The organism is Brevundimonas sp. (assembly GCF_003248455.1).
Classification (GTDB): Bacteria; Pseudomonadota; Alphaproteobacteria; order Caulobacterales; family Caulobacteraceae; genus Brevundimonas.
In genome coordinates this window covers 1-21,185 of sequence record NZ_QFNM01000027.1, presented here as the reverse complement: position 1 = coordinate 21,185, position 21,185 = coordinate 1, and the positions used below count along the sequence as shown (strand labels likewise).

Annotated in this window: 17 protein-coding genes; 7 read left to right on the top strand and 10 right to left on the bottom strand. The window is 68.8% G+C overall.

Going from position 1 to position 21,185, the window contains the following annotated elements; translation table 11 throughout:
* Nucleotides 1-69: 69 nt before the first annotated feature.
* The 4 genes from DI624_RS11365 to folE all read right to left on the bottom strand — a co-directional run bounded on the left by DI624_RS11365 (nt 70) and on the right by folE (nt 7,164).
* On the bottom strand, nt 70-3,438 hold the full coding sequence (locus DI624_RS11365; RefSeq protein ID WP_291538515.1) for a PAS-domain containing protein: 3,369 nt from the start codon (nt 3,436-3,438) through the stop codon (nt 70-72).
* 91 nt (nt 3,439-3,529) lie between these two features.
* Nucleotides 3,530-5,203, bottom strand: a complete 1,674-nt coding sequence (locus tag DI624_RS11360; RefSeq protein ID WP_291538512.1) for an MFS transporter — start codon at nt 5,201-5,203, stop codon at nt 3,530-3,532.
* Nucleotides 5,204-5,356: 153 nt separating this feature from the next.
* Entirely contained in the window at nt 5,357-6,514 is a 1,158-nt protein-coding gene (locus DI624_RS11355; protein ID WP_291538508.1) for an acyltransferase, read from the bottom strand.
* Between the two features lie 65 nt (nt 6,515-6,579).
* On the bottom strand, nt 6,580-7,164 hold the full coding sequence (gene folE, locus DI624_RS11350) for a GTP cyclohydrolase I FolE (RefSeq protein ID WP_291538506.1): 585 nt from the start codon (nt 7,162-7,164) through the stop codon (nt 6,580-6,582).
* 121 nt (nt 7,165-7,285) lie between these two features.
* Here folE and fliQ point away from each other — a divergent pair, with 121 nt between their 5' ends.
* The 4 genes from fliQ (at nt 7,286) to cckA (ending at nt 11,506) form a co-directional block, all read left to right on the top strand.
* Complete coding sequence (gene fliQ, locus DI624_RS11345; RefSeq protein ID WP_017505641.1) at nt 7,286-7,549, top strand: flagellar biosynthesis protein FliQ; 264 nt, start codon at nt 7,286-7,288, stop codon at nt 7,547-7,549.
* Nucleotides 7,550-8,323: a flagellar biosynthetic protein FliR gene (fliR, locus tag DI624_RS11340; RefSeq protein WP_291538503.1), complete on the top strand. Its 774-nt coding sequence runs from the start codon at nt 7,550-7,552 to the stop codon at nt 8,321-8,323.
* Nucleotides 8,316-9,392, top strand: coding sequence for a flagellar biosynthesis protein FlhB (gene flhB, locus DI624_RS11335; RefSeq protein ID WP_291538501.1), 1,077 nt, complete (start codon nt 8,316-8,318; stop codon nt 9,390-9,392). Before fliR ends, flhB begins: the two co-directional genes overlap by 8 nt.
* A gap of 65 nt (nt 9,393-9,457) precedes the next feature.
* Nucleotides 9,458-11,506 carry a cell cycle histidine kinase CckA gene (cckA, locus tag DI624_RS11330; protein WP_291538499.1) on the top strand — a complete coding sequence of 683 codons (2,049 nt, stop codon included), beginning with the start codon at nt 9,458-9,460 and terminating at the stop codon, nt 11,504-11,506.
* Between the two features lie 21 nt (nt 11,507-11,527).
* Here cckA and DI624_RS11325 read toward each other — a convergent pair whose 3' ends face one another.
* From DI624_RS11325 to chpT, 3 genes are all read right to left on the bottom strand, one after another.
* Nucleotides 11,528-12,343 (bottom strand): protein-glutamate O-methyltransferase CheR, encoded by an 816-nt coding sequence (locus tag DI624_RS11325; protein WP_291538497.1) that lies wholly within the window; start codon nt 12,341-12,343, stop codon nt 11,528-11,530.
* Nucleotides 12,340-12,717, bottom strand: coding sequence for a response regulator (locus tag DI624_RS11320; RefSeq protein ID WP_291538495.1), 378 nt, complete (start codon nt 12,715-12,717; stop codon nt 12,340-12,342). Before DI624_RS11320 ends, DI624_RS11325 begins: the two co-directional genes overlap by 4 nt.
* 93 nt (nt 12,718-12,810) lie before the next feature.
* Complete coding sequence (gene chpT / locus DI624_RS11315) at nt 12,811-13,482, bottom strand: histidine phosphotransferase ChpT (protein ID WP_291538492.1); 672 nt, start codon at nt 13,480-13,482, stop codon at nt 12,811-12,813.
* Nucleotides 13,483-13,578: 96 nt separating this feature from the next.
* Between chpT and cysQ the strand changes: the two genes are divergently transcribed.
* Entirely contained in the window at nt 13,579-14,421 is an 843-nt protein-coding gene (gene cysQ, locus DI624_RS11310) for a 3'(2'),5'-bisphosphate nucleotidase CysQ (protein ID WP_291538491.1), read from the top strand.
* Nucleotides 14,422-14,430: 9 nt separating this feature from the next.
* On the opposite strand, the gene DI624_RS11305 is transcribed toward cysQ, so the two are convergent.
* Nucleotides 14,431-15,654 (bottom strand): hypothetical protein, encoded by a 1,224-nt coding sequence (locus tag DI624_RS11305; protein WP_291538489.1) that lies wholly within the window; start codon nt 15,652-15,654, stop codon nt 14,431-14,433.
* A gap of 119 nt (nt 15,655-15,773) precedes the next feature.
* Nucleotides 15,774-16,118, bottom strand: a complete 345-nt coding sequence (locus DI624_RS11300; protein WP_291538487.1) for a hypothetical protein — start codon at nt 16,116-16,118, stop codon at nt 15,774-15,776.
* Nucleotides 16,119-16,347: 229 nt separating this feature from the next.
* Between DI624_RS11300 and DI624_RS11295 the strand changes: the two genes are divergently transcribed.
* Together DI624_RS11295 and DI624_RS11290 are read left to right on the top strand one after the other, a co-directional pair.
* Nucleotides 16,348-18,954, top strand: a complete 2,607-nt coding sequence (locus tag DI624_RS11295) for a TonB-dependent receptor (protein ID WP_291538484.1) — start codon at nt 16,348-16,350, stop codon at nt 18,952-18,954.
* A 58-nt stretch (nt 18,955-19,012) separates the two neighbouring features.
* Nucleotides 19,013-19,843, top strand: coding sequence for a hypothetical protein (locus DI624_RS11290; protein WP_314187370.1), 831 nt, complete (start codon nt 19,013-19,015; stop codon nt 19,841-19,843).
* Nucleotides 19,844-19,846: 3 nt separating this feature from the next.
* Here the strand turns inward: DI624_RS11290 and DI624_RS11285 are convergent.
* Nucleotides 19,847-21,185, bottom strand: a 1,339-nt coding sequence (locus DI624_RS11285; protein ID WP_291538481.1) for a peptide chain release factor 3, incomplete at its 5' end; no start/stop codon positions are given.

Below are 21,185 nucleotides of genomic sequence, written 5' to 3'. Positions count from 1 at the left end.
AGTCCTTGTCGTCATACCAGGGCGTCCGAAGGGTGACGCTACACGGAGGGCGATGAACGCAGATCCAACCTAACTGGACAGAAACGCTTTCAGGGCCGCCGGCCGGATCGGCTTTGGCAACAGGACTGCGCCGACCGCCGCGGCCTGTTCGTTCAGGCCGTCGCGGGTGTCGGCCGTGACCAGGGCGATGCGGCGAACCCCCAGCGGCCGCAGCCAGTCGATCACGGCGAAGCCCTCCGGCCCGTCGCCCAGGTGAAGATCGACTACGGCGGCGTCGAACGGCCCCTTGGCCGCCCTGGCCGCTTCGACGCTGGACGTCAGGGTAGGACGCGCGCCCCAGCGTGTCAGAAGCGCGTTCAACGCATCCAGGATCACCGGCTCATTGTCCACGCACAACACCCGAAGACCCGCCAGCGGCAAACGCACGTCGCGCAACGGCGCGGCTTCGGTCGTCACGTCCGGGGCGCAGCGGGGCAGGACGATGCGGAAGGTGGTGCCGTGTCCGACTTCCGACTCCAGCGACAATGGATGGTCCAGCAGGCTGGAAAGGCGTTTGACGATGGCCAGGCCCAGCCCCGCGCCGGGTTCGTCCACCGCCGCGCCAGGCAGGCGCACGAACTCGTCGAAGACGGTCTTCTGCTGGGCCCTGGGAATGCCGCGCCCTGTGTCGCAGACGAACACACGCGCCGTCTCGCCTTGCCTGAGCACGCCTACCAGGACCCGGCCCCGGTCGGTGTAGCGGATGGCGTTGCCCACCAGATTCTGCAGCATGGAGCGCAGCAGGTCGCGGTCCGACATCACCCATAGCCGGGTCGGCAGGACGCTCAGGCGCAGGCCCTTGGCCTCGGCCACGGGGGCGAACTCGCGCCGCAGATCGTCGAACAGGGCTCCCAGCGACAGCCGCGCCACATTCGTCCGCACCCCGCCGGCCTCCAGCTTCGACAGGTTCAGCAGGGCGGTCAGCAGGCGGTGGGCGCTGTCGATGGCGCGGTCGGCATTGACGGCCAGGGTGCGGCTCGTCGGCTCGGACAGCGCCGGCTCCTCCTTCAGCGCCGCGATGAACAGGCGCGCGGCGTGCAGGGGCTGCAACAGATCGTGGCTGGCGGCGGCCAGAAAGCGGGTCTTGGACGCCGTGGCGTCCTCGGCCAGCCGCCGGGCCTCGTCCAACCGCGCGGTGCGGTCGGCGACGCGGGCCTCCAGCCGCTCGTTGGCCTCTTCCAGCTGGCGCGCGGCGCGGCGCAGGGCGGTGATGTCGGTATAGCTGGTGGCGTAGCCGCCGCCGGGGATGGGCGCGCCGGACGAGCGCAGCACCCGACCGTCGGGCTGCTCGCGTTCATGGTCGTGGGGGATGCGCCGGCTCAGAGCCTCCAGCCGTCGCTCGACCCAGGCTTCGATGTCGTCGGGGCTCTCGCCGCGCTCGGCGTTCAGCCGATAGATGGTGGCGATGGGCAGGCCGACGTGGACGAAGCCGACCGGCAGGTCGAACATGGCGACATAGCGCCGGTTCCAGGCGGTGACGCGCAGGTCTTCGTCCACCACGATCACGCCCTGGTCGATGTTGTCCAGCGTGGTCTGCAACAGGTCGCGGTTGAACTGGACCGCCTGGGACGCCTCGTCCAGCATCCGCACCACGTCCTCGGGCGCGCGGCCGACCCCGGCCAGGGCGGCGGCGATGACCCGCCGCGCCGAGGCCGCGCCGATGGCCCCCGCCAGCATCCGCTCCGCCGCCCGCGCCAGGGCCGCATCGGCCGGATCGGCGTCGCGCAGCCGGACGGCCGTCTCGCGCCCCCAGGCGGAAAAGGCTCGCTCGGCCCGCTCGTCGCCGATGAAGCGGGCGACCAGGGCTCGCAGGTCGCCGACCGAGGCTCCAGACGGCGCGGGCCGGGCCTCCATCCAGTCCGGCCCCAGCCGATCCACGAAGGCGCGCGCCTGGACCCGGTCGATCAGCCGGGGCCGCGCGAACCGCGACACCCCGACATAGGCCGCCAGGTTCAGCCCCAGGCTGACGAAGACCCCAAGGGCCAGCGGATCCTTGATCCCCAGCATGACGTGGATGTGCCACGCCGCGCCGGGGGCCAGTTGCGGCAGGGCCAGCATGACGATCCACACCAGGACGCCCACCGCCATGCCCGCCAGGGCGCCCTGGGCGTGCCCGCCCCTCCACAGGACGGCGCCGAACAGGGCGGGCGCCAGTTGGGACATGGCGGCGAAGGACACCAGCCCCATGGCCGCCAGACCGCGTGACTGGTCCGTCGCCTGATAATACAGCCAGGCCAGCAGCAGGACGGCCACGATGGCCCCGCGCCGCACCTGCAGGATGACGCCCGCCATGTCCGAGGCGTCGCCGCGCACCCGCCAGCGGTCGCGCGCCAGAAACGGCAGGATCAGGCTGTTGGACACCATGGCCGACAGGGCCACCGCCTCCACGATCACCATGGCCGTCGCGGCCGAGAAGCCGCCAACGAAGACGATGGCGGTCAGCAGCGGCTCGCCGCGCTGGAACGGCAGGGCCAGCACCAGCAGGTCGGGGTTCACGGTCGGCGCGAACAGGGCGCCCGCCGCCACCAGCGGCAGGACCGCCAGACTGGTCAGCAGCAGATAGAGGGGAAATATCCAGCGGGCGCGCCTCACGTCCGACGGCTGGGCGCCCTCCACGAAGGCGACATGGAATTGGCGCGGCAGGCAGAAGATGGCCAGCGTCGACAAGACAGTGATGGCGGTGAAGCGCGGGGTGACGTCCGGCAAGGCGCCCAGCGCCCCCAGCCCCTCGACGACGCGCGGCGGCGATCCCTGGTTCACCAGCAGCGCCAGGGCGAAGACGGCGACGAACAGAAGTGCGCCCAGCTTGACCATCGATTCCAGGCCGATGGCCTGGATCAGGCCGCGATTATGCTCGGTCAGATCGGGCCGGCGCGCGCCGAACAGGATGGCGAAGAAGGCCAGGACCCCGGCCAGGACCAGCACCGTCAGCCGTTCCGACCCCGCGACCGGCGTGCCCGCCGTCAGCAGCTCGCCCGCCATCGACAGGGATTTCAGCTGCAAGGCGATATAGGGCAGCGAGCCCAGGATGGCGACGACGGTGACGGCCGCGCCCAGGGTCTGGCTCTTGCCGTAGCGGGAGGCGACGAAATCGGCCATGGAGCCGACGTTCTCGCGCCGGGCCGCCGCCGCGATGCGCCGCCACAGCGGAAACAGCAGGGTCAGGCCGATGATCGGCCCGATATAGATGGGCAGATACTCCCACCCGTCGCGCGCGGCCGTGCCCACCGCCCCGTAATAGGTCCAGGAGGTGCAATAGATGGCCAGCGACAGCGCGTAGATCGACGAGCCCAGCCCCTTGCCGCGCGCCCTGGCCGCCGGTCGTTCCTGATGCCAGGCGACGGCGAACAGCACCGCCATATAGGCGGCGACCAGGCCGAGGATCGTCAGGCTGAACATGACAGGCATCTGAACCGGCGTCGGGGTTTTCACAAGCGAAAGGCGGGCCGTCTCGCGACGGCCCGCCTCACCGTTGCGCCTGAAAGCAGGATCAGGCGTTCAGATCGACGTCCTTGCCTTCCTTGACCAGCAGGAAGCCCAGGACGACCGTCCCCAGGGCCACCACGATCGGGTACCAGAGGCCGGAGTAGATATTGCCCGTCGCCGCCACGATGGCGAAGGCGGTGGTCGGCAGGAAGCCGCCGAACCAGCCGTTGCCGATGTGATAAGGCAGGGACATGGAGGTGTAGCGGATGTTGGTCGGGAACATCTCGACCAGGGCCGCCGCGATCGGTCCGTAGACCATGGTCACATAGAAGCCGAGGATGAACAGGATCAGCACCACCATCGGCTTGTTGACCAGGGCGCTGTCGGCCTTGGCCGGATAGCCGGCCGCGGTCAGGGCCTCGCCCAGGCCGGCGTCCCAGGTCTTCTTCTGTGCGGCGAAGTCGGCCGGGGCCATGGCGTCGCCTCGGAAGCTGGGGATGACGACCTGATCGCCGATGCGGACCTGGGCCACCGTCCCGGCGGGCGCCGCCTGGTTGGTGTAGGTCACGCCCGCCTTGGCCAGGTAGGATTTGGCGACGTCGCAGGAGTGGTTGAACACCGTCTTGCCCACGGGGTCGAACTGCAGATTGCAGTCGGCCGGATCGGCGTAGACCACGACCGGCGCGGAGGCGGCGGCGGCGGCCAGGCGCGGGTTGGCGGCCTGGGTCAGGGCGTTGAACAGCGGGAAATAGGTCAGGGCCGCGATCAGGCAGCCGGCCAGGATGATCGGCTTGCGCCCCACCTTGTCGGACAGCCAGCCCCAGAAGATGAAGAAGGGCGAGGCGGCCAGAAGCGCGATGGTCAGCAGGACATAGACCAGGGTGGCGTCGACCTTCATGACCCGCTCCAGGAAGAACAGGGCGTAGAACTGGCCGGTGTACCAGATGACGGCCTGGCCTGCGGTCAGCCCCAGCAGGGCGATCAGCACCAGCTTCAGGTTCGGCCATTTGCCGAAGCTGTCCTTCAGCGGGGTCTTGGAGCCCTTGCCCTCGGCCTTCATCCGCTTGAACGACGGGCTTTCGGCCAGCTTCAGGCGGATCCACAGGGATACGCCCAGCAGCAGGATCGAAACCAGGAACGGAATGCGCCAGCCCCAGGCGGCGAAGGCTTCCTCGCCCACGGTGTAGCGGACGCTGAGGATCACCAGCAGGCTCAGCACCAGGCCGGCGGTCGCGGTGATCTGGATGAAGGAGGTGTAATAGCCGCGCTTCTTCCGCGGCGCATGCTCGGCGACATAGGTGGCGGCGCCGCCGTATTCGCCGCCCAGGGCCAGGCCCTGGATCAGGCGCATCAGAACCAGGATGATCGGCGCCGCGATGCCGATGACCGCATAGGGCGGCAGAAGACCGACCACGAAGGTCGACAGCCCCATCAGGAGCATCGTCACCAGGAAGGTGTTCTTGCGTCCCCACAGGTCGCCCAGCCGCCCGAAGACCACGGCGCCGAAGGGCCGGACCGCGAACCCGGCGGCGAACGCCATCAAGGCGAAGATATAGCCGGTCGTCTCGTTGACGCCCGAGAAGAACTGGACGGTGATGATGGCCGCCAGCGAGCCGTAAAGATAGAAGTCGTACCACTCGATGACGGTGCCGACCGAAGAGGCGAGGATGACCAGCCGATCGCTGCGATCGACCTTGCGCTCCCCGTCCCCGGACGCAATTGAAGCGTCGGTTGCCATGATCCATTTCCTCCCAAGTCGCCGTTATCGGCCGTTCTGCACATCCTTCGGGATGTGTGGACCCCGACATTGACCGAGAGGGCGGCGGCTGGAGAGAGCGACTTTGGTCGAGGATCGATGGTCGCCCAAGGCGACGCGGCCAGGCGAAAACGATCAGCCGTCGATGGAGACGACCGGCCCCAGTTGGGGCTGCGGCTGGCCACGACGCGCGCTGCGTCGCTTCAGCCAGGCGCGGATGCGGGTCTGGATCGGATTGTCGACGGCGAAATGGAAGGCGAAAGCGAAGGCGACCGCCGCCAGGACGCCCAGGACCCACAACCCCCATTGCGCGCCGACGGGCAGGGCGAACTTGGCTGCAAGCGCGTTGACGACGCCGAACCAGGCGATGCGGACCACCTCGTTGGTGATGAACATGGAGAAGGACGCCATGGCGGCCGTCTCCACCAGCTTTGAAGGCTTCTTCACCGGCGCGGCGCCGGCCGCCAGGATGATGACGGAGATCAGGGCAAGGGCGATCAGGGCGTGCTTGTCGTGAAGCTCGAGCGCGAAGAAGCCGACAGCGGCCAGCACGCCCGCCCAGCCCGCCAGCCGCGGCGCGATCCAGACCTTCTGCGCGAACCAGGCCAGGCACATTCCCAGGAAGAACAGCGGCAGGGCGCGGATGATGCCGTAGCGCATCGGCATTTGATAGACGGGATAGCCCAGGAACGACCAGCACAGCTGGTTGGCGATCAGATAGACGCCGACGCCGACGGCCAGGGCCGACCATGGCCCCAGCCGCATCAGGCCGCGAATGATCCAGGGAAAGGCCAGATAGCAGCCGATCAGGGCCGAGATCGACCAGGTCGGGGCGTTCCAGCCCAGGCCGCCGTGCACGCCATAGGACTGCAGCAACAGCAGTTGCGCGGGCAGTTGGTCCCAGGCGAACCATTCGGGATTGCGCGGCGGCGCGCCGGCGGCGGTCGCCAGCAGCACCAGCCCGACCAGCGACAGACCCATGATCAGGTGGGCGGGGACCACGCGCAGGAATCGCTTCAGGAAGAAGTCGCCCGGCGGCATCCGCCCCTTGTCCACAGCCGCGCCATAGACGCGCATCAGCACATAGCCGCTGTCGATCAGGAAGAAGTTGGTCAGCAGGAAGCCGCCGCGCTCGAAGATCGGATTGACCAGATGCGCCAGGGGCGCAGGGCCGGCCGCCTGGAAATGGTGCAGGATGATCAGGAAGGCGACGATGAACCGCAGCGCGTCCAGCCAGCCGCCGCGCGCGATCCGAACTGTCTCATTGCGGGTCGAAAACAGGGACCAGGGCATCGCAAACGCCTCCTCCTCGCCGCTCGGCCGCAAAAGCCGGGCCAAGAGGGCGGCGTTCGAGCGACTTAGCTGCGAACGAGGCGCAGGAATTCCTCTCGGGTCCGGGGGTCGTCGCGCACCACGCCGATCAGGTGGCTGGTCGACAGGCTGGCGCCCGGCGCATTGACCCCGCGCAGGGTCATGCAGCTGTGCTCGGCCTCGATGACCACGCCGACGCCGTGGGGGCGCAGGACGGTCTGGATGGCTTCGGCGATCTCGGAGGTCATCTTCTCCTGGATCTGAAGACGCCGCGCGAAGCCGCGCACCACACGCGCCAGCTTGGAGATGCCCACGACCCGGTCGGTCGGCAGATAGGCGACGTGCGCCTTGCCCACCACGGGCAGCATATGATGTTCGCAGAAGCTGACGAAACGGATGTCCTTCAGCACCACCAGCTGGTCGTAACCGCCCGTCTCCTCGAAGGTCTTCTCGAGATAGGACAGGGGATCGACCTCATAGCCTTGGAACAGCTCGCGGTAGCTCCGGGCCACGCGGGCGGGCGTCTCCAGCAGCCCCTCCCGGTCGGGATCGTCGCCGGCCCATTCGATCAGGGTGCGAACGGCGGCCTCGGCTTCGGCCTGGGTGATCTTGGAGGAGCGGGCGTCTGTCATGGCGGCCTACATAGCGGGGCGGATGCGCGAAGGGGAGGCCCCCGTCGCCGAAGAGGATGTTAGCGGCCCGTTAACCATCCTCCCGGCATTTTCTGCCCAGTATCTGTTGGAGCACAGGCCGATGAACGGCGCGGAAGTTCTGGACGTCGGGCGCGACGCCATCTGGCTGACGATCCAGCTGTGCCTGCCGGTCCTGCTGGTCGGGCTGGTGGTCGGCGTGGTGATCGGCCTGTTCCAGGCCCTGACGCAGATTCAGGAACAGACCCTGATCTATGCGCCCAAGATCATCGCCATTTTCGTCAGCCTGATCCTGTTCCTGCCGCTGATGGGGGCCTTGCTGGGCGGCTTCATGCGTCAGATCGCGGCCCGCATCGCGGGAATGTAGGTGGAGGCTTACGCCACCGCCGATCAGGTCTGGGCCGGGGGGCTGATCTTCGCCCGGATCGCGGCGATCCTGATGCTGATCCCCGGCTTCGGCGAGGCCTATGTGCCGCCGCGCGTACGGCTGTCGCTGGCCCTGGTCGTCAGCCTGGCGCTATGGCCGGTGGTGCGCGGCGCCCTGCCGGGCCTGCCCGACAGCCTGGGCCTGATGGTCGGGTGGATCATCCGCGAGGTGGTCGTCGGGCTGATGATCGGCCTGTTGCTGCGGATGTTCATGACCGCCTTGTCGACGGCGGGCGAGATCGTCTCGCTGCAGACCACGCTCAGCTTCGCCCAGACCGCCAATCCGATGCAGGCCCAGCCGGGCACGACGATCGCCGCCTTCCTGACCCTGCTGGGGGTGACGCTGCTGTTCGCCACCGACACCCATCACCTGTTCATCGCCGGCATGGTGGGCTCCTATCAGCTGATCGCCCCGGCCAGGCCGCTGATGATGGCGGACTTCACCCAGATGGCGGTCCGCACCCTGGGCGACAGTTTCATGCTGGGGGTTCAGCTGGCGGCGCCGGTCCTGGTGTTCGCCCTGGTCTTCAACCTCGCCTCGGGCCTGGTGGCGCGGGTCATGCCGGCCTTTCAGGTCTATTTCGCCGCCGCCCCGCTCAGCGTGATCCTGGGCCTGTCGATCTTCGCGCTCAGCCTGGGTGCGCTGGGCACGGTCTTCATCGACCGCTACCGTCGTCTGGCGGAGTATTTCGTGTTCGGAGGCCCCGGTGGCTGAAGGCGCCGATCCCGAATCGAAAACCGAAGAGGCGACCCCGCGAAAGCTTGAGGACGCCCGAAAGAAGGGCGACGTCGCCAAGTCGCCCGACATCGCCCAGGTCCTGTCCCTGGCCGGGGCGGCGGCGGTGATCTTGACGACCGGGGGCTGGTTCGCCTCCTCCATCGCCGAACAGATGCTGCCCTTCATCGCCGCCCCGCATCAGATGCTGGGCACGCTGAACTCGGGCGCGGGCAATCAGATCATGGTGCGCGCGGTTTGGGCGGCGGCGCCGTTCCTGGGCGCGGTCATGCTGGCCACCATTATCGGCGGGGCCGGCGGCAATCTGGCGCAGTCGGGCCTGATCTTCACCGCCGAGAAGCTGAAGCCCAAATGGTCTTCGGTCAGCCCGTTGCAGGGGTTCAAACGCATCTTCGGTCCCGACGGCCTGGCCCAGTTCGTCAAGACGCTGCTGAAGCTGGCGGCCGTCTGCGTGGTCTGCTGGATGGTGTTGAAGCCCCATGCGCGAGAATTCGAGAACCTGGTCGCGGTCAGTCCCCTGGCCATACTGCCGCTGGCGCGCGACATGGCCATCTCGCTGTTCGTGGCCGCCATCATCCTGTTGGGCGCCACGGCCGGCGCGGACTTCCTCTGGCAGAAGATGCGCTTCGCCAAGCGGATGCGGATGACCAAGGAAGAGCTGAAGGAAGACTTCAAACAGTCCGAGGGCGATCCCCACGTCAAGGCCAAGCTGAAGCAGATCCGCATGCAGCGCAGTCGCCAGCGGATGATGGCCAATGTGCCCAAGGCCACCGTCATCGTCACCAACCCCACCCACTATTCGGTCGCCCTGCGCTACGAACCCGATCAGGGCGACGGCGCGCCGATCTGCGTGGCCAAGGGCGTCGACGCCCTGGCCCTGCGCATCCGCGAGGTCGCGACCGAGCACGGCGTGCCCATCGTCGAGAACGTGCCCCTGGCTCGCGCCCTCTACGCCACGGTCGAGGTGGACGAGGTCATTCCGCGCGAACATTTCGACGCCGCCGCCAAGATCATCGGGTTCGTCTTCCAGTCCCGGGCGCGTCGATGAGGGCGCGCCGGTAAGGGTGCGTCAGGATTTGAGCGTATGATCGAACCGTTGATTCGCGAGGCTGTATGACGTCCACCCGGCGCCCATCGTTCGATCTTTTGTCGGCCGTGATGGCGTTCGGCGTCGTGACGGCGATCGCGGCCCTGGCCTATCCGGCGTTCCGCGGCAATCCGACCTCGGCGCCGGGGCTTGTGCTGATCCTGACCGTCGGGGCGATCGCCTTGATCGGCCTGTTCGGTTTTCGGCGGGCGACCAACGTCAGGCCCAGCAGCGACGCCGCCATCGAGGTGCTGGACGCCATGGCCGAGCCGGCTGCCCTGGTGTGGGATTCGGGTCAGATCCTGGCCTTCAACGCCGCCTGGGCCGAGGCGAACGGCGCGACCAACGCCCTGCCCCGCGGCAAGTCGGCCCAGGCCCTTTACATGGCCTTCGCCCAGGCGCGAAAGGGCGAGCCTGGCCGCGCCATCGTCATGATCGGCCAGCGCGAGGTCGAGGTGGTCATCGGCCGGGCCGGCGAGGGGCGGTTCCTGATGCGCGCGGCCCCCGACGCCGTCCTGCCCATCGCCGCCGCCCCCCTCCCCGCCCTGGTCCATTCCTCGGCGGCGGCCGCGACCGGAGAGGCGCGCGCCATGGCCGCCGGCGCGCCGTTCGGCTCGGCCGTCATCGCCGGCGACGACCTGTTCGCCGGCCGCGCGCAAGAGGCCAATCCGGCGCTGGCGGTGCTGACCGGCCCGGCCGCCGCCCGCGACGCCGCCTTCGGCGACCTGTTCGACCCGTCCGGCGTGGCCGAGGCGCGGGCCAAGCTGGCGGCCGGATCGTCCGGCCCCATCGAACTGGTCGCACGCGCCTATCCCGACAAGATGCTGCATCTCTATGTGGCGCCCGAGGGCGAGCGCCGCCGCATCTGGCTGTTCGACGTCTCGGCCCAGAAGTCGATGGAGCTTCAGCTCAACCAGGCCCAGAAGATGCAGGCCGTGGGCCAGCTGGCCGGAGGCGTGGCGCACGACTTCAACAACCTGCTGACGGCGATCCAGCTTCAGCTGTCGGGCCTTCTGGAACGGCACCCGGTGGGCGATCCGTCCTACGAGGGGCTGAACGAAATCCGCCAGACGGCCATCCGCGCCGCAGACCTGGTGCGCAAGCTGTTGGCCTTCTCGCGCAAGTCCACGGTGCGACGCGAACGGCTGGACCTGGGCGAACTGGTCGGCGAGTTCGCCATCCTGCTGCGCCGCCTGCTGCGCGAGGACGTGCGGCTGGAGACCGATTACGGCCGCGACCTGCCGGTCGTCCTGGCCGACAAGAGCCAGTTGGAGACGGCGGTGATGAACCTGGCCGTCAACGCCCGCGACGCCATGCGCGGGGTGGTCGAGCCGGGGGCGGGCGTCGTGACCATCGCGACCCGGCGCCTGACCGCCGAGGAAGCGCGCGCCCTGGGCTGGGCCGAAGCCCCCACCAGCGAAGTCGCCTTGATCGAGGTGTCCGACACCGGCCCCGGCGTGCCGCCAGAACTGCTGGACAAGATTTTCGAGCCCTTCTTCACCACCAAGGCGGTCAACGAGGGCACAGGGATGGGGCTGGCCACCGTCTATGGCATCGCCCAGCAGGCCGGCGGGCATGTCGCGGTCAGCAATGTGGAAGGCGCCGGGGCGGCGTTTCGTCTTTTCCTGCCGGCTGCAGGCGAGGCCGAGCTTGCCGAGGTTCAGCCGATCGAGGTCAAGGCCAAGGCGCCGCGCGACCTGTCGGGCGCGGGCCGCATCCTGTTCGTCGAGGACGAGGACGCCGTGCGCGGCATCGCCGCCCGCCTGCTGCGCCAGCGCGGCTACGAGGTGATCGAGGCGGCGGACGGCGAGGAGGCCCTGCTGCTGGCCGAAGAACACGCCGGCCAGATCGACATGATGATCTCCGACGTCATCATGCCCGGCCTGGACGGACCGTCGCTGCTCAAGAAGGCCCGGCCCTATCTGGGCGACGCGCCGGTCATGTTCATCTCGGGGTACGCCGAGAGCGACTTCTCGGACTTGCTTCAGGACGAGACGGGCGTGTCCTTCCTGCCCAAGCCCCTGGATATCAAGACCCTGGCGGAGCGGGTGAAGCAGGAATTGCACGCGGCCTGACCGGCCCATGCGGCGGGCGGTTCAGGCGGCGCGACGAAGCGCGGACGGCGCCTTCACATACAGGCCCCGCCGGCCGTTGACGGGGCGGAAGGCCACCGTCTCGCCTTCCAGCCGTTCATCGGCCCCCAGGAACAGACAGCCGTCGTCGACCAGGCGTCGCTCCAGCCCGTCCAGCAATCGCGCGCGCCGCGTCGGCTCCATGTCGGTCAGCACGTTGCGGCAGAAGATGACGTCGAACCGTGCGCCGTCGACGGGTTCGTCCAGCAGATTGGCGCGGCCGAAGCGCACGGCGTCGGCCAGTTCCGGCTTGACGATCCACTGGTCTTCCATCGGCTCGAACCAGCGCAGCATGGCCTTGGCCGTCAGCCCGCGCTGGATTTCGAAGCCGGTGTAGAGGCCCGAGCGCGCCTTCTCGATGGCGCGCTGCGAAAGGTCGGTGGCGATCAGATCGGCCGAGGTCCCGGTCTCCAGGACGGCCATGGCGATGGACCAGGCCTCCTGGCCGGTCGAGCAGCCAGCCGACCAGATCCTGACCCGGCCGTCGGGACGGGCCCGCGCCAGGGCCGGCAGAAGCTCGTTCTCCAGGATGCGGAACGGCGTCCGGTCGCGCCGAAACCAGGTCTCGGCGTTCAGCAAAGCCTCGATCACCGCCCAGGCCAAGGAGGCGACCGGATGGGCCCACAGATTCGCCAGCAGCGCCTCGACATTGGCGTAGCCCTCCCGGCGCGCCACCGGCCCCAGCCGATGTTCGGCCAGGTGGATGCGATCCCGCGACAGCCGATAGCCGGCGCGGGTGGCGAGCAGGGATTGCAGCCTGTCGAAATCGTCCGGCGTCATGCGGCGATCGCTCCGACCTCCGTCAGCTTGGATTGCAGGATTTCGCCATCGAAAGGCTTCATCACATAGTCGTCGGCGCCCGCGGCCAGAGCCTCGGCGATCCTTTCGGGCCGGGTCTCTATGGTGCAAAACAGCACCTTGGGCCGGTCGCCTCCGGGGGCGGTGCGCAGCCGGCGCAGGAAGGTGATCCCGTCCATAACCGGCATGTTCCAGTCGACCAGGACGACGTCGGGCATGGCGCCGACGCAATAGGCCAGGGCCTCGGCGCCGTCGGCGGCCTCGTCGACCTCGTAACCCAGCCCCTCGACGATCCGGCGCGCGACCTTGCGGATGATGCGGCTGTCGTCGACGATCAGGCAGGTTCGAAAATTCATGGCCCTCTTCTCGACATGGCGCCGGCTTTCGCCTTTGGATGCTTGGGCCGACTATATCCCTGATGCCAGTTAACGAGTCGTTTGGAAATGGACTCAGGCGGGCATGCGGACCGCCAGGGCGACCTTTCCGTCGTCAACCTCGACGTGCAGCGCGCCTCCGGCCTCGGTCACGGTCAACCATAGCCAATAGGGCTGGATCCACTGACCGGCCAGCCCCTCGGTCAGGCGCTCGCCCGCTAGGCCGACCACGGCCTCGGGCTTCAGCCGCGCGCGCGCGCCCTCGGCCAATGCTTCCAGATGGAGCCAGCCGGCCTCGGTCCGCGACCGGATGACGGCCGAGCCGCCCATCGGCAGGGCCCCGACGGCCAGATAGGCCAGGTTGGTCAGGGCGCGGGCCTGTGGCTTGGAGAACTCCCCATCCAGAATACGCCAGTCCAGGCTGGCGCGCCCGCCCTGGGTCATGCCGACCACCAGGCTTTCCAACTCGCGCGCCGTGAACCGTTCGCTGGTGGTCGCCGCGCCGAAGGCGACGCGGGCGTAATGGACCAGGGCGACCATCTTCCTGGCGCTCTGTTCGATCAGGGCCAGGGCGTCCTCGCGCATGTCCTGGGCGGCCGGATCCTGCATCAGGTCCAGGCCCGAGACGATGGCGCCCGACGGACTGATGAAGTCATGGCACAGCTTGGCAGCGACATAGGTGGCCAGTTCGGTCCCATCGACGGGAAGGTCGATCGAGGCGGCGTCTGCGTCGTGGGTCGATTTCATGGCGGCTGGAGCACTCAGGTCACAGTTCGTATCGCGCGGGACGTTGCCGTGATTTGCCGGTTCATGGAACCGCCCGGATGGTCTATCGACCCGCCAATGACGACCGCCTCCCCCTCCGTTGCCGCCGCCGCCGACCTCGAGCGCGACCTGAAGTCCGGCGCGCTCTCCCTGGCCATCGCCGAGATCGCGGAGGAGGCCGCACGGCTGATCCTGCCCTATTGGCGCACGGGGGCGGCGGTGGAGACCAAGGCCGACGACAGCCCCGTCACCCAGGCGGATCGTGCGGCCGAGGCCTTGATCTTGGACCGGCTGGAGACGCTTTATCCCGGCGTGCAGACGGTGGCGGAAGAGGCTGTTTCGGTTCACGGCGCGCCGGCCGCCGCCGAGGACTGGTTCTGGCTGATCGACCCGCTGGACGGCACGCGCGGCTTCGTGCGCGGGGGCGAGGCCTTCACCGTCAACATCGCCCTGATCCATGCCGGTCGTCCGACGGCGGGCGTGGTGACGGCGCCGGCCACATCGACCACCTGGCGCACCGACAGGCCCGAGGGCGGCGCCTATCGTCGCCAATTCGGCGCGCTTCAGGCCGGAGAGGCCCATGCGGGCGAGGAATGGCGCCCCATCCGCGTGCGCGACCGCCCGCAGGAGGGAATGGCCCTGCTGAGCCACAGCGTCACGGACGAGGAGGCGGCGCGCCTGGCCGCCCGCCACGGCTGCACGCGTTGGCAAGGCACGGACTCCTCGCTGAAATTCTGTCTGATCGCCGAGGGGCGTTTCGACGCCTATCCCCGCACCGGCCCGACCTCGGAATGGGATACGGCGGCGGGCCAGGCGGTGCTGGAGGCGGCGGGCGGCCGCGTCCTGGCCGACGACGGCCAAAGCCTGGCCTACGGCAAGCCCGGCTTCGTGAACGGCGCCTTCGTGGCCATGGGCGGCTGAAAGAAGCGGCTAGGCCCCGGCGCCGGCCAGCAGGCGTTCGGCCCGGTCGGCCAGGACATCCACGCCCCGCTCGCGCGCCGTCGCGGCCGCCTCGCCCAGGATCAGGCCCAGGTCCGCGACGGGCGCGGCCGTCAGGCGGCGGCGCGCCAGCAGGATTTCCGCCATGCCGATCTGGTCGGCGGACCAGTCCAGCGGCGCGGCCTCGCCCATCCGCGCGCGCAGCCGGGTCTCCAGCGTCATCAGGGCCGTCAGGTCGCCGACCGCCTCGGCCAAGGCGATCTCTCGCGTGATGCGCCGCTCGCGCGCGACGGCGCCCAGCACCAGTTCGCCGCCCTGGGTCAGAGCCTCGGCCTGGGCCAGCAGCATCAGCGGCTGCGCCTCCTCGCCGGCGCGCAGAATCTGGATGGCCACCCAATCCAGCGGGCTGTGATCGGGGGTGAACTGATCGGCCGCGGCGTCGAACAGCGTCCGCGCCTGGCTCAGCGCCGCCTGGTGTCCCGCAATGGCCGCGAGCGCCGAAAGCCCGGCCCCGCACAGCGCCAGCGCCCGGGCGCGGGTCAGGGGCCTGTGGTCCGGCGAGGCGGTCTCGACCAGGGCGCCCAGGCTGCGTCCCGCCTGGTCCAGCAGGCGCACGTCGCGCCGCACCACGCCGGTCTCCAGGGCCAGGCCTGCGGCGTCCATGCGCAGATCCAGGTCGTCGGCCGCGTCGCTCTGGACCGCCGCATCCATCAGCCCGCCCGCCTCGGCCAGACAGTCGACATCGCCCGCTAAACGGGCCGTGCGCGCCTTCAGCCGGGCGTGGATCGCGGCCAGGCCCGAGGCGATTCGACGCCCGCGCGGCTGACGGACGCCGGCCAAGAGAGCCAGGGCGCGATCCAGCCGGTCCGGGCCGCCGCACAGGTCGAACCGCAACATCGCCGCAGCCGCCTGGTCGATCGCCGCCAGGGCCGCCTGATCCTCGTTCGCCGCCGACCGCGCCAGGCTCTCGGCGCAGCGGTCCGCCCGTTCCAGGCTTTCGGCCGCGCCGGTCCGCCGGGCGTGTTCGCGCCACAGGGCGGCGGCGCGGTGTTCGGTCTCGAACGGGCGGTTGCAGGACACGCGGCCCGCGTCGATGGATTCGCGCAGAGCCTCGGCCCGAAGCAGCTCAGGGCCGATCAGTTCGACCCAGCCCAGGTCTTCGCTCTCTCGCGCCTGGGCGAAGAGTTTTCGAAGATCGCGGCCGAATTCGAACATGCGCTGGACCTCTGTAATCCCGCTTCGAGACGCAGAGTGCGTCGCTTGCGGCGTCCAATGCAAACGCAGCGCCGGGAAAGCGGTTCGAACGCGCTTATCCCCAGGACTTGACCCGGACCTCAGCCCAGGTTCGGCGTCTTCTGCTGACAGCGCTGCAGGGCGGCCCTGGCCTGGGCGGCGTCGCCGTTCAACTGCCGCACGGCGGCGATGCGGGCGCGGGTCTGTTCGGCCTCTGCGGCGGAGGCGCTCTTGCCGGCGGCCGTGGCGGCCTGCATCGCCGCCAGCGACCAATAGAGCGCCGCGTCATACAGCCGCCGGCCTTGCGCGCTCTCGCCGCCCTCCAGTTCGGACGCCGCCTGGGTCAGGCCGGCGCAGCGCACAGCCTCCTCATACGAGACCAGCCCCGCGGACGGCGCGGCCTGCAGCATCAGCACGGCGCTGGATAGGGCGAACAGCAACGACATCGGTCCTCCGGCGCGATCGCGCCCGACGTCGGACCATGGCCCAGGCGCGCGGCCGAATAAAGTCCGAAGCGGCGCCGTTCGCCGCCACCTGCGCGTGATCCCTCCGCGTGAAGGCCGAAACGCCACGCGGACTTCACCAAGGCTTCGCCGTTCGGCCACCAAATCGTGACGCTGCTGTCGTCGGCTCCCCCTAGGGCGCGGTCGTCGGATCGACATGGGGGGAACTGTCATGACCATCAGGATTTCGTCTCGCGCCTATGGGCCGCTGCTGCTCGCCACCACCGCCCTGGCCACCGCCGCCTTCGCCGCCTCGGCCCGCGCCCAGGCGGCGGATCAGGCCGCCGAGGTCGACGAGATCGTGGTCACGGGCCAGCGCGAAGCCCAACGCGCCGCCATCGCCGTCAAACGCGCCGAATTCGAGGTGATGGACGCCGTATCCGCCGACGACATCGGCAAACTGCCCGACCACAACACCGCCGCCGCCCTGCGCCGCATTCCGGGCGTTTCGGTCATGGAGGACCAGGGCGAGCCGCGCTGGCCGATCCTGCGCGGCCTGGCTTCGACCTACAACCGCACCACCATCGACGGCGCCTTCGTCGGTTCGGTGGACGAGAGCGCCCGCACGGTGCCGATGGACATCGTGCCCTCGGTCATGGCCGGCCGGGTCGAGGTCATCAAGACGGTGACGCCCGAGAACGACGCGAACGCCATCGGCGGCGTCATCAACATCGCCACCCGCAGCGCCTTCGACGCCGCAAAGCCCTTCTTCAACGGCATGGCCTCTTACGGCGTTTATGAACAGCATGGCGACGTGCGCAACGACGACCCGTCCTATCGCCTGTCCTTCGCCGCCGGTCGCCGCTTCGGGGCCGCCGGCCAGTGGGGCGTGGTCGTGGGGGCCTCTCACGAGCAGCTCGACTACGACATTCCCCAGGTCGAATCCGCCGCCCCCTCGGTCCGCGAATACACCACCGCCGGCGCGCCGGTGAATTCGGGCGCCGCGAACGGCAACGGCATCCAGGTGCCGACCCAGTTGCGCCTGTTCTGGTACAACAACACCAAGCAGCGCTCGGGCGTGAACGGAAAGCTGGAATGGCGCCCGAACACGGACTTCCGCTGGGAGGCCTCGGCGCTCTACGCCCGCATGGAGGACGACGAGGAACGCACAGAGTTCCGCACCGAGCCGAACGGCAACGTGACCAATCAGACCCCCGCCTCGGGGACCTTCGCCACGGGCCGCAACATCGTCGGCCTGAACCAGCCGATCACGCGGCGCGAAATCGGCCTGGGCCGCACCGCCTTCCGCTGGGACGCCACGCCGCAATGGCGGCTGGACGGCGACCTGGTCTATTCGCAGGCGGGGCTGGAGACGCCGAACACCTCGATGGAGTTCCGCACCGCCGCCAACGCCAACTTCGGCTTCAGCTACGACACGTCGGATTTCTTCCCGGTCTTCACCCCGGCCAATCCGGCGGCCTTCAGCAATCCGGCCCTGTTCAACCTGCAGCAGCGCCGCGTGTCGCTGGTCGAGACCGACGAGGACACCACCCAGGCCCGCTTCAACGTCGCCTTCGACGACGGCGGCGATACGCGCAATCTGAAGGCCAAGTTCGGCGCCGTGCTGCGCTCCAGCGACCGCAGCTACAGCTCCAGCCGCACGGACTATACGGCCAAGAGCGGCTTCCTCTATACGCTGGACCAAGTCGATCGTCCGGGTCCGGACAAACTGATCCAGGGCAAGTATCGTTTGACGCCGCGCATCGACGTGGCGACGGCCGAGGCCTTCTACGAGGCCAACACCGCCAACTTCAACGTCGCGACCGCCCTGCCGACCGGCGACTACGACGTGACCGAAGACGTGTTCGCCGGCTACGCCCAGGCCAGCTACCGGATCGGCGATCTGACGCTGCTGGGCGGGTTGCGCTACGAAAAGACCGACGTCAGCTCGGACGCGGTGCGAGCGACGGGCTCGACCCTGACGCCGGTGTCGAACGGCGGCGACTACGACAACTGGCTGCCCAGCCTGCACCTGCGCTGGGACGTTCGCGACGACGTGGTGGTGCGCGCCGCCTGGACCAACACCATAGGCCGCCCCGACTTCGGCTCGCTGGCGGCCAGCGAGAACGTGACCTTCGACGGCTCCCAGGCGACGCTGTCGCGCGGCAATCCCGGCCTGAAACCGCGCGAGAGCGAAGGATTCGACCTGTCCTTCGAATACTATCCGGCCGACGGGCTGATGTCGGTCGCCCTGTTCAGCAAGAGCATCGACAACGAGATCTTCACCCTAAGTTCGGTCCAGAACCTGGACGTGGGCCGGGGCGTGGAGGCGGTCATCGTCTCGACCCCGACCAATGCCGAAACCGCCAAGATCCGGGGCGTCGAAGTGGCCTTCCAGCAGGCCCTGACCATGCTGCCGGCGCCGTTCGACGGTCTCGGCGTCAGCGCCAACGCCACCTTCCTGGACACAGAGTTCACCTTCCTGACGACGGCCGGAAAACGTCACACCGGCCTGTTCCAGCAGCCGTCAACCACCACCAATGAATCGCTCTGGTATCAGCGCGGTCCGCTGGAGGCGCGGGTGTCGCACAACTACATCGGCGGCTTCCTGGAGACGATCAACGACACCATCCCGAACGCCGACCAATACTGGAAAGGGCGTCACGTCTATGACGCCTCGGTCAGCTGGCGCTTCGCCAACGGCGTCACCGTCTTCGTCGAGGGTCAGAACCTGTCGGACTCGGGCCGTCGCGAAGTGACCGGACCCGGCCGGGCCTATCTGCAGGAATCGGCCAACTACGGCCGGACCTTCTGGGTCGGCCTGTCCGCCAGCTTCTGATCCGGCTCCGAACGGCCGCTTCCTATCGAGGCGGCCGTTTCGTCTTCGAAAGTTTCGCATGTCCGTCGTCCTCCTGTCCGCCCTGATGCTGTCGACCGCCCAGGCCGCGCCCGCAGCGCCGGACCATGCCGCGCCCCCGCCCATCGCCCTGGCCGGTCAGGCCCAAACCGTCCGACGCTACGCCGCCGACGCGCGCCAGGGCGTGGCGGTCGGGCCGGACGCCGTCTACGCCGTGTCCAACTGGTCCATCGTCCGCTACGACAAGACCAGCGGCGAAAAACAGGCCGAGTGGACCGGCGATCGCGCGCGGTTCACGCACATCAATTCGTGCAATCTGATCGCGGACGAACTGGTCTGCGCCAGCTCCAACTTTCCGGCCACGCCCCACGTCAGCACGGTCGAGACGTTCGACCCGGTCGATCTGCATCACAGGCGCAGCATCGCCCTGGGCATGGGAACCGGGTCGATCACCTGGATCGACCGTCACGACGGATCGTGGTGGGCCATGTTCGCCAACTACGACGGCCGGGGCGGAGAGGCGCCGCGCGACCATCGCCATACCACCCTGGTCCGTTTCGACGATCAGTGGCGACGGCTGGAGGCCTGGGCCCTGCCGCCCTCGATCCTGGAGCGGATCGCCCCGATGAGCGTTTCGGGCGGTGGCTGGGGACCGGACGGCCGCCTCTATCTGACCGGCCACGACCTGCCGGAGCTTTATGTCGTGGCCCTGCCGATGGGCGGCGGCGTTCTGGATCACGTCGAGACCCTGGGTGTCGAGGCCGAAGGCCAGGCCGTGGACTGGGACGAAAGCCAGCCGGGCATGCTGTACGGCATAACCCGCCGCACCCGCGAAATCTTGGCCATGAAGGTTCCGCAGAAGCTGCCCTGACGGTCAGCCGCGTTCCTTGGTCTTGGTGAAGGCCACCTTGGGGAAGCGTTCGCCGACATAGCCGGTCTCCCAGCTCGACTTGGCCAGGAAGACCGGCGCCTGGTCGATGTCGCGGGCCATCTGCGGGCGGTATTTGCCCATGAAATCCTCCAGATCGGCCTCGCCGCCGCCGGGCGCGGGCGCGATCCAGCGCGCCTCGGCATAGGGGCTGGGTTCGAACACCACGTCCAGCCCGTATTCCTCGCCCAAGCGGTCGGCCATGACCTCGAACTGAAGCTGGCCTACGGCGCCGACGATGAAATCCGCGCCGATCTCGGGCCGGAACAGCTGGGTCACGCCTTCCTCGGCCAGACCCTCCAGCGCCTTCTTCAGATGCTTGGCTTTCAGCGGATCCTTGACCCGAACCCGTTGAAGGATTTCCGGCGCGAAATTGGGCAGGCCGGCGAAGCGGACCACGCCGCTTTCGGACAGGCTGTCGCCGACGCGCAGCACGCCGTGGTTGGGAATGCCGATCACGTCGCCGGCGAAGGCGTCGTCGGCCAGTTCCCGGTCCGAGGCGAAGAACATGATCGGCGCATTGACCGACAGCGACTTGCCCGTGTTCTGCACCTTCAGCTTCATGCCGCGCTTGAAGGCGCCGGACGCCATGCGGAACATGGCGATGCGGTCGCGGTGGTTGGGGTCCATGTTCGCCTGGACCTTGAAGACGAAGCCGGTGACTTCGTTCGATCCGGGTTCGACCTCGGTCTCGACGGGGGCAGGGGCGTTGCGGGTCTCGGGCGGGGCTTCTTTCCTGGCCTTCATCACCTTGGGCGCGGGGGCCCAGTCGCCGATGGCCTTCAACAGTTCGTCGATGCCGAAATGGCGCAGGGCCGAACCCCACAGCACGGGCGTCATGTGGCCTTCGAGAAAGGCCTGGCGGTCGAAGGCCGGATAGCCGCCCTCGACCAGTTCGACGGCCTCGGTCAGAGCGTCCTGCTCGCCGGCCTCGAAATATTGCGCCGCCTGGTCCAGGGGAAGGGCGGCGGGGTGTTCGGGATCCTCGGCGGCGCCGGCGGCCTTGCGGGTATAGGGCTGGAACCGGCCGGTGCCGACTTCGACCATGCCGCGCAGGCGATTGCCGCTCTCGGCCGGCCACCAGATCGGCGCCGGGTCCAGTTGCAGGCGCGAGGCGATGTCGTCCAGCAGGGCCATCGGGTCCTGGGCCTCGCGATCCAGCTTGTTGATGAAGGTGATGATCGGGATGTCGCGCAGGCGGCAGACCTCGAACAGCTTCAGCGTCTGCGGCTCGATCCCCTTGGCGGCGTCCAGCACCATGATGGCGCAGTCGGCGGCGGTCAGG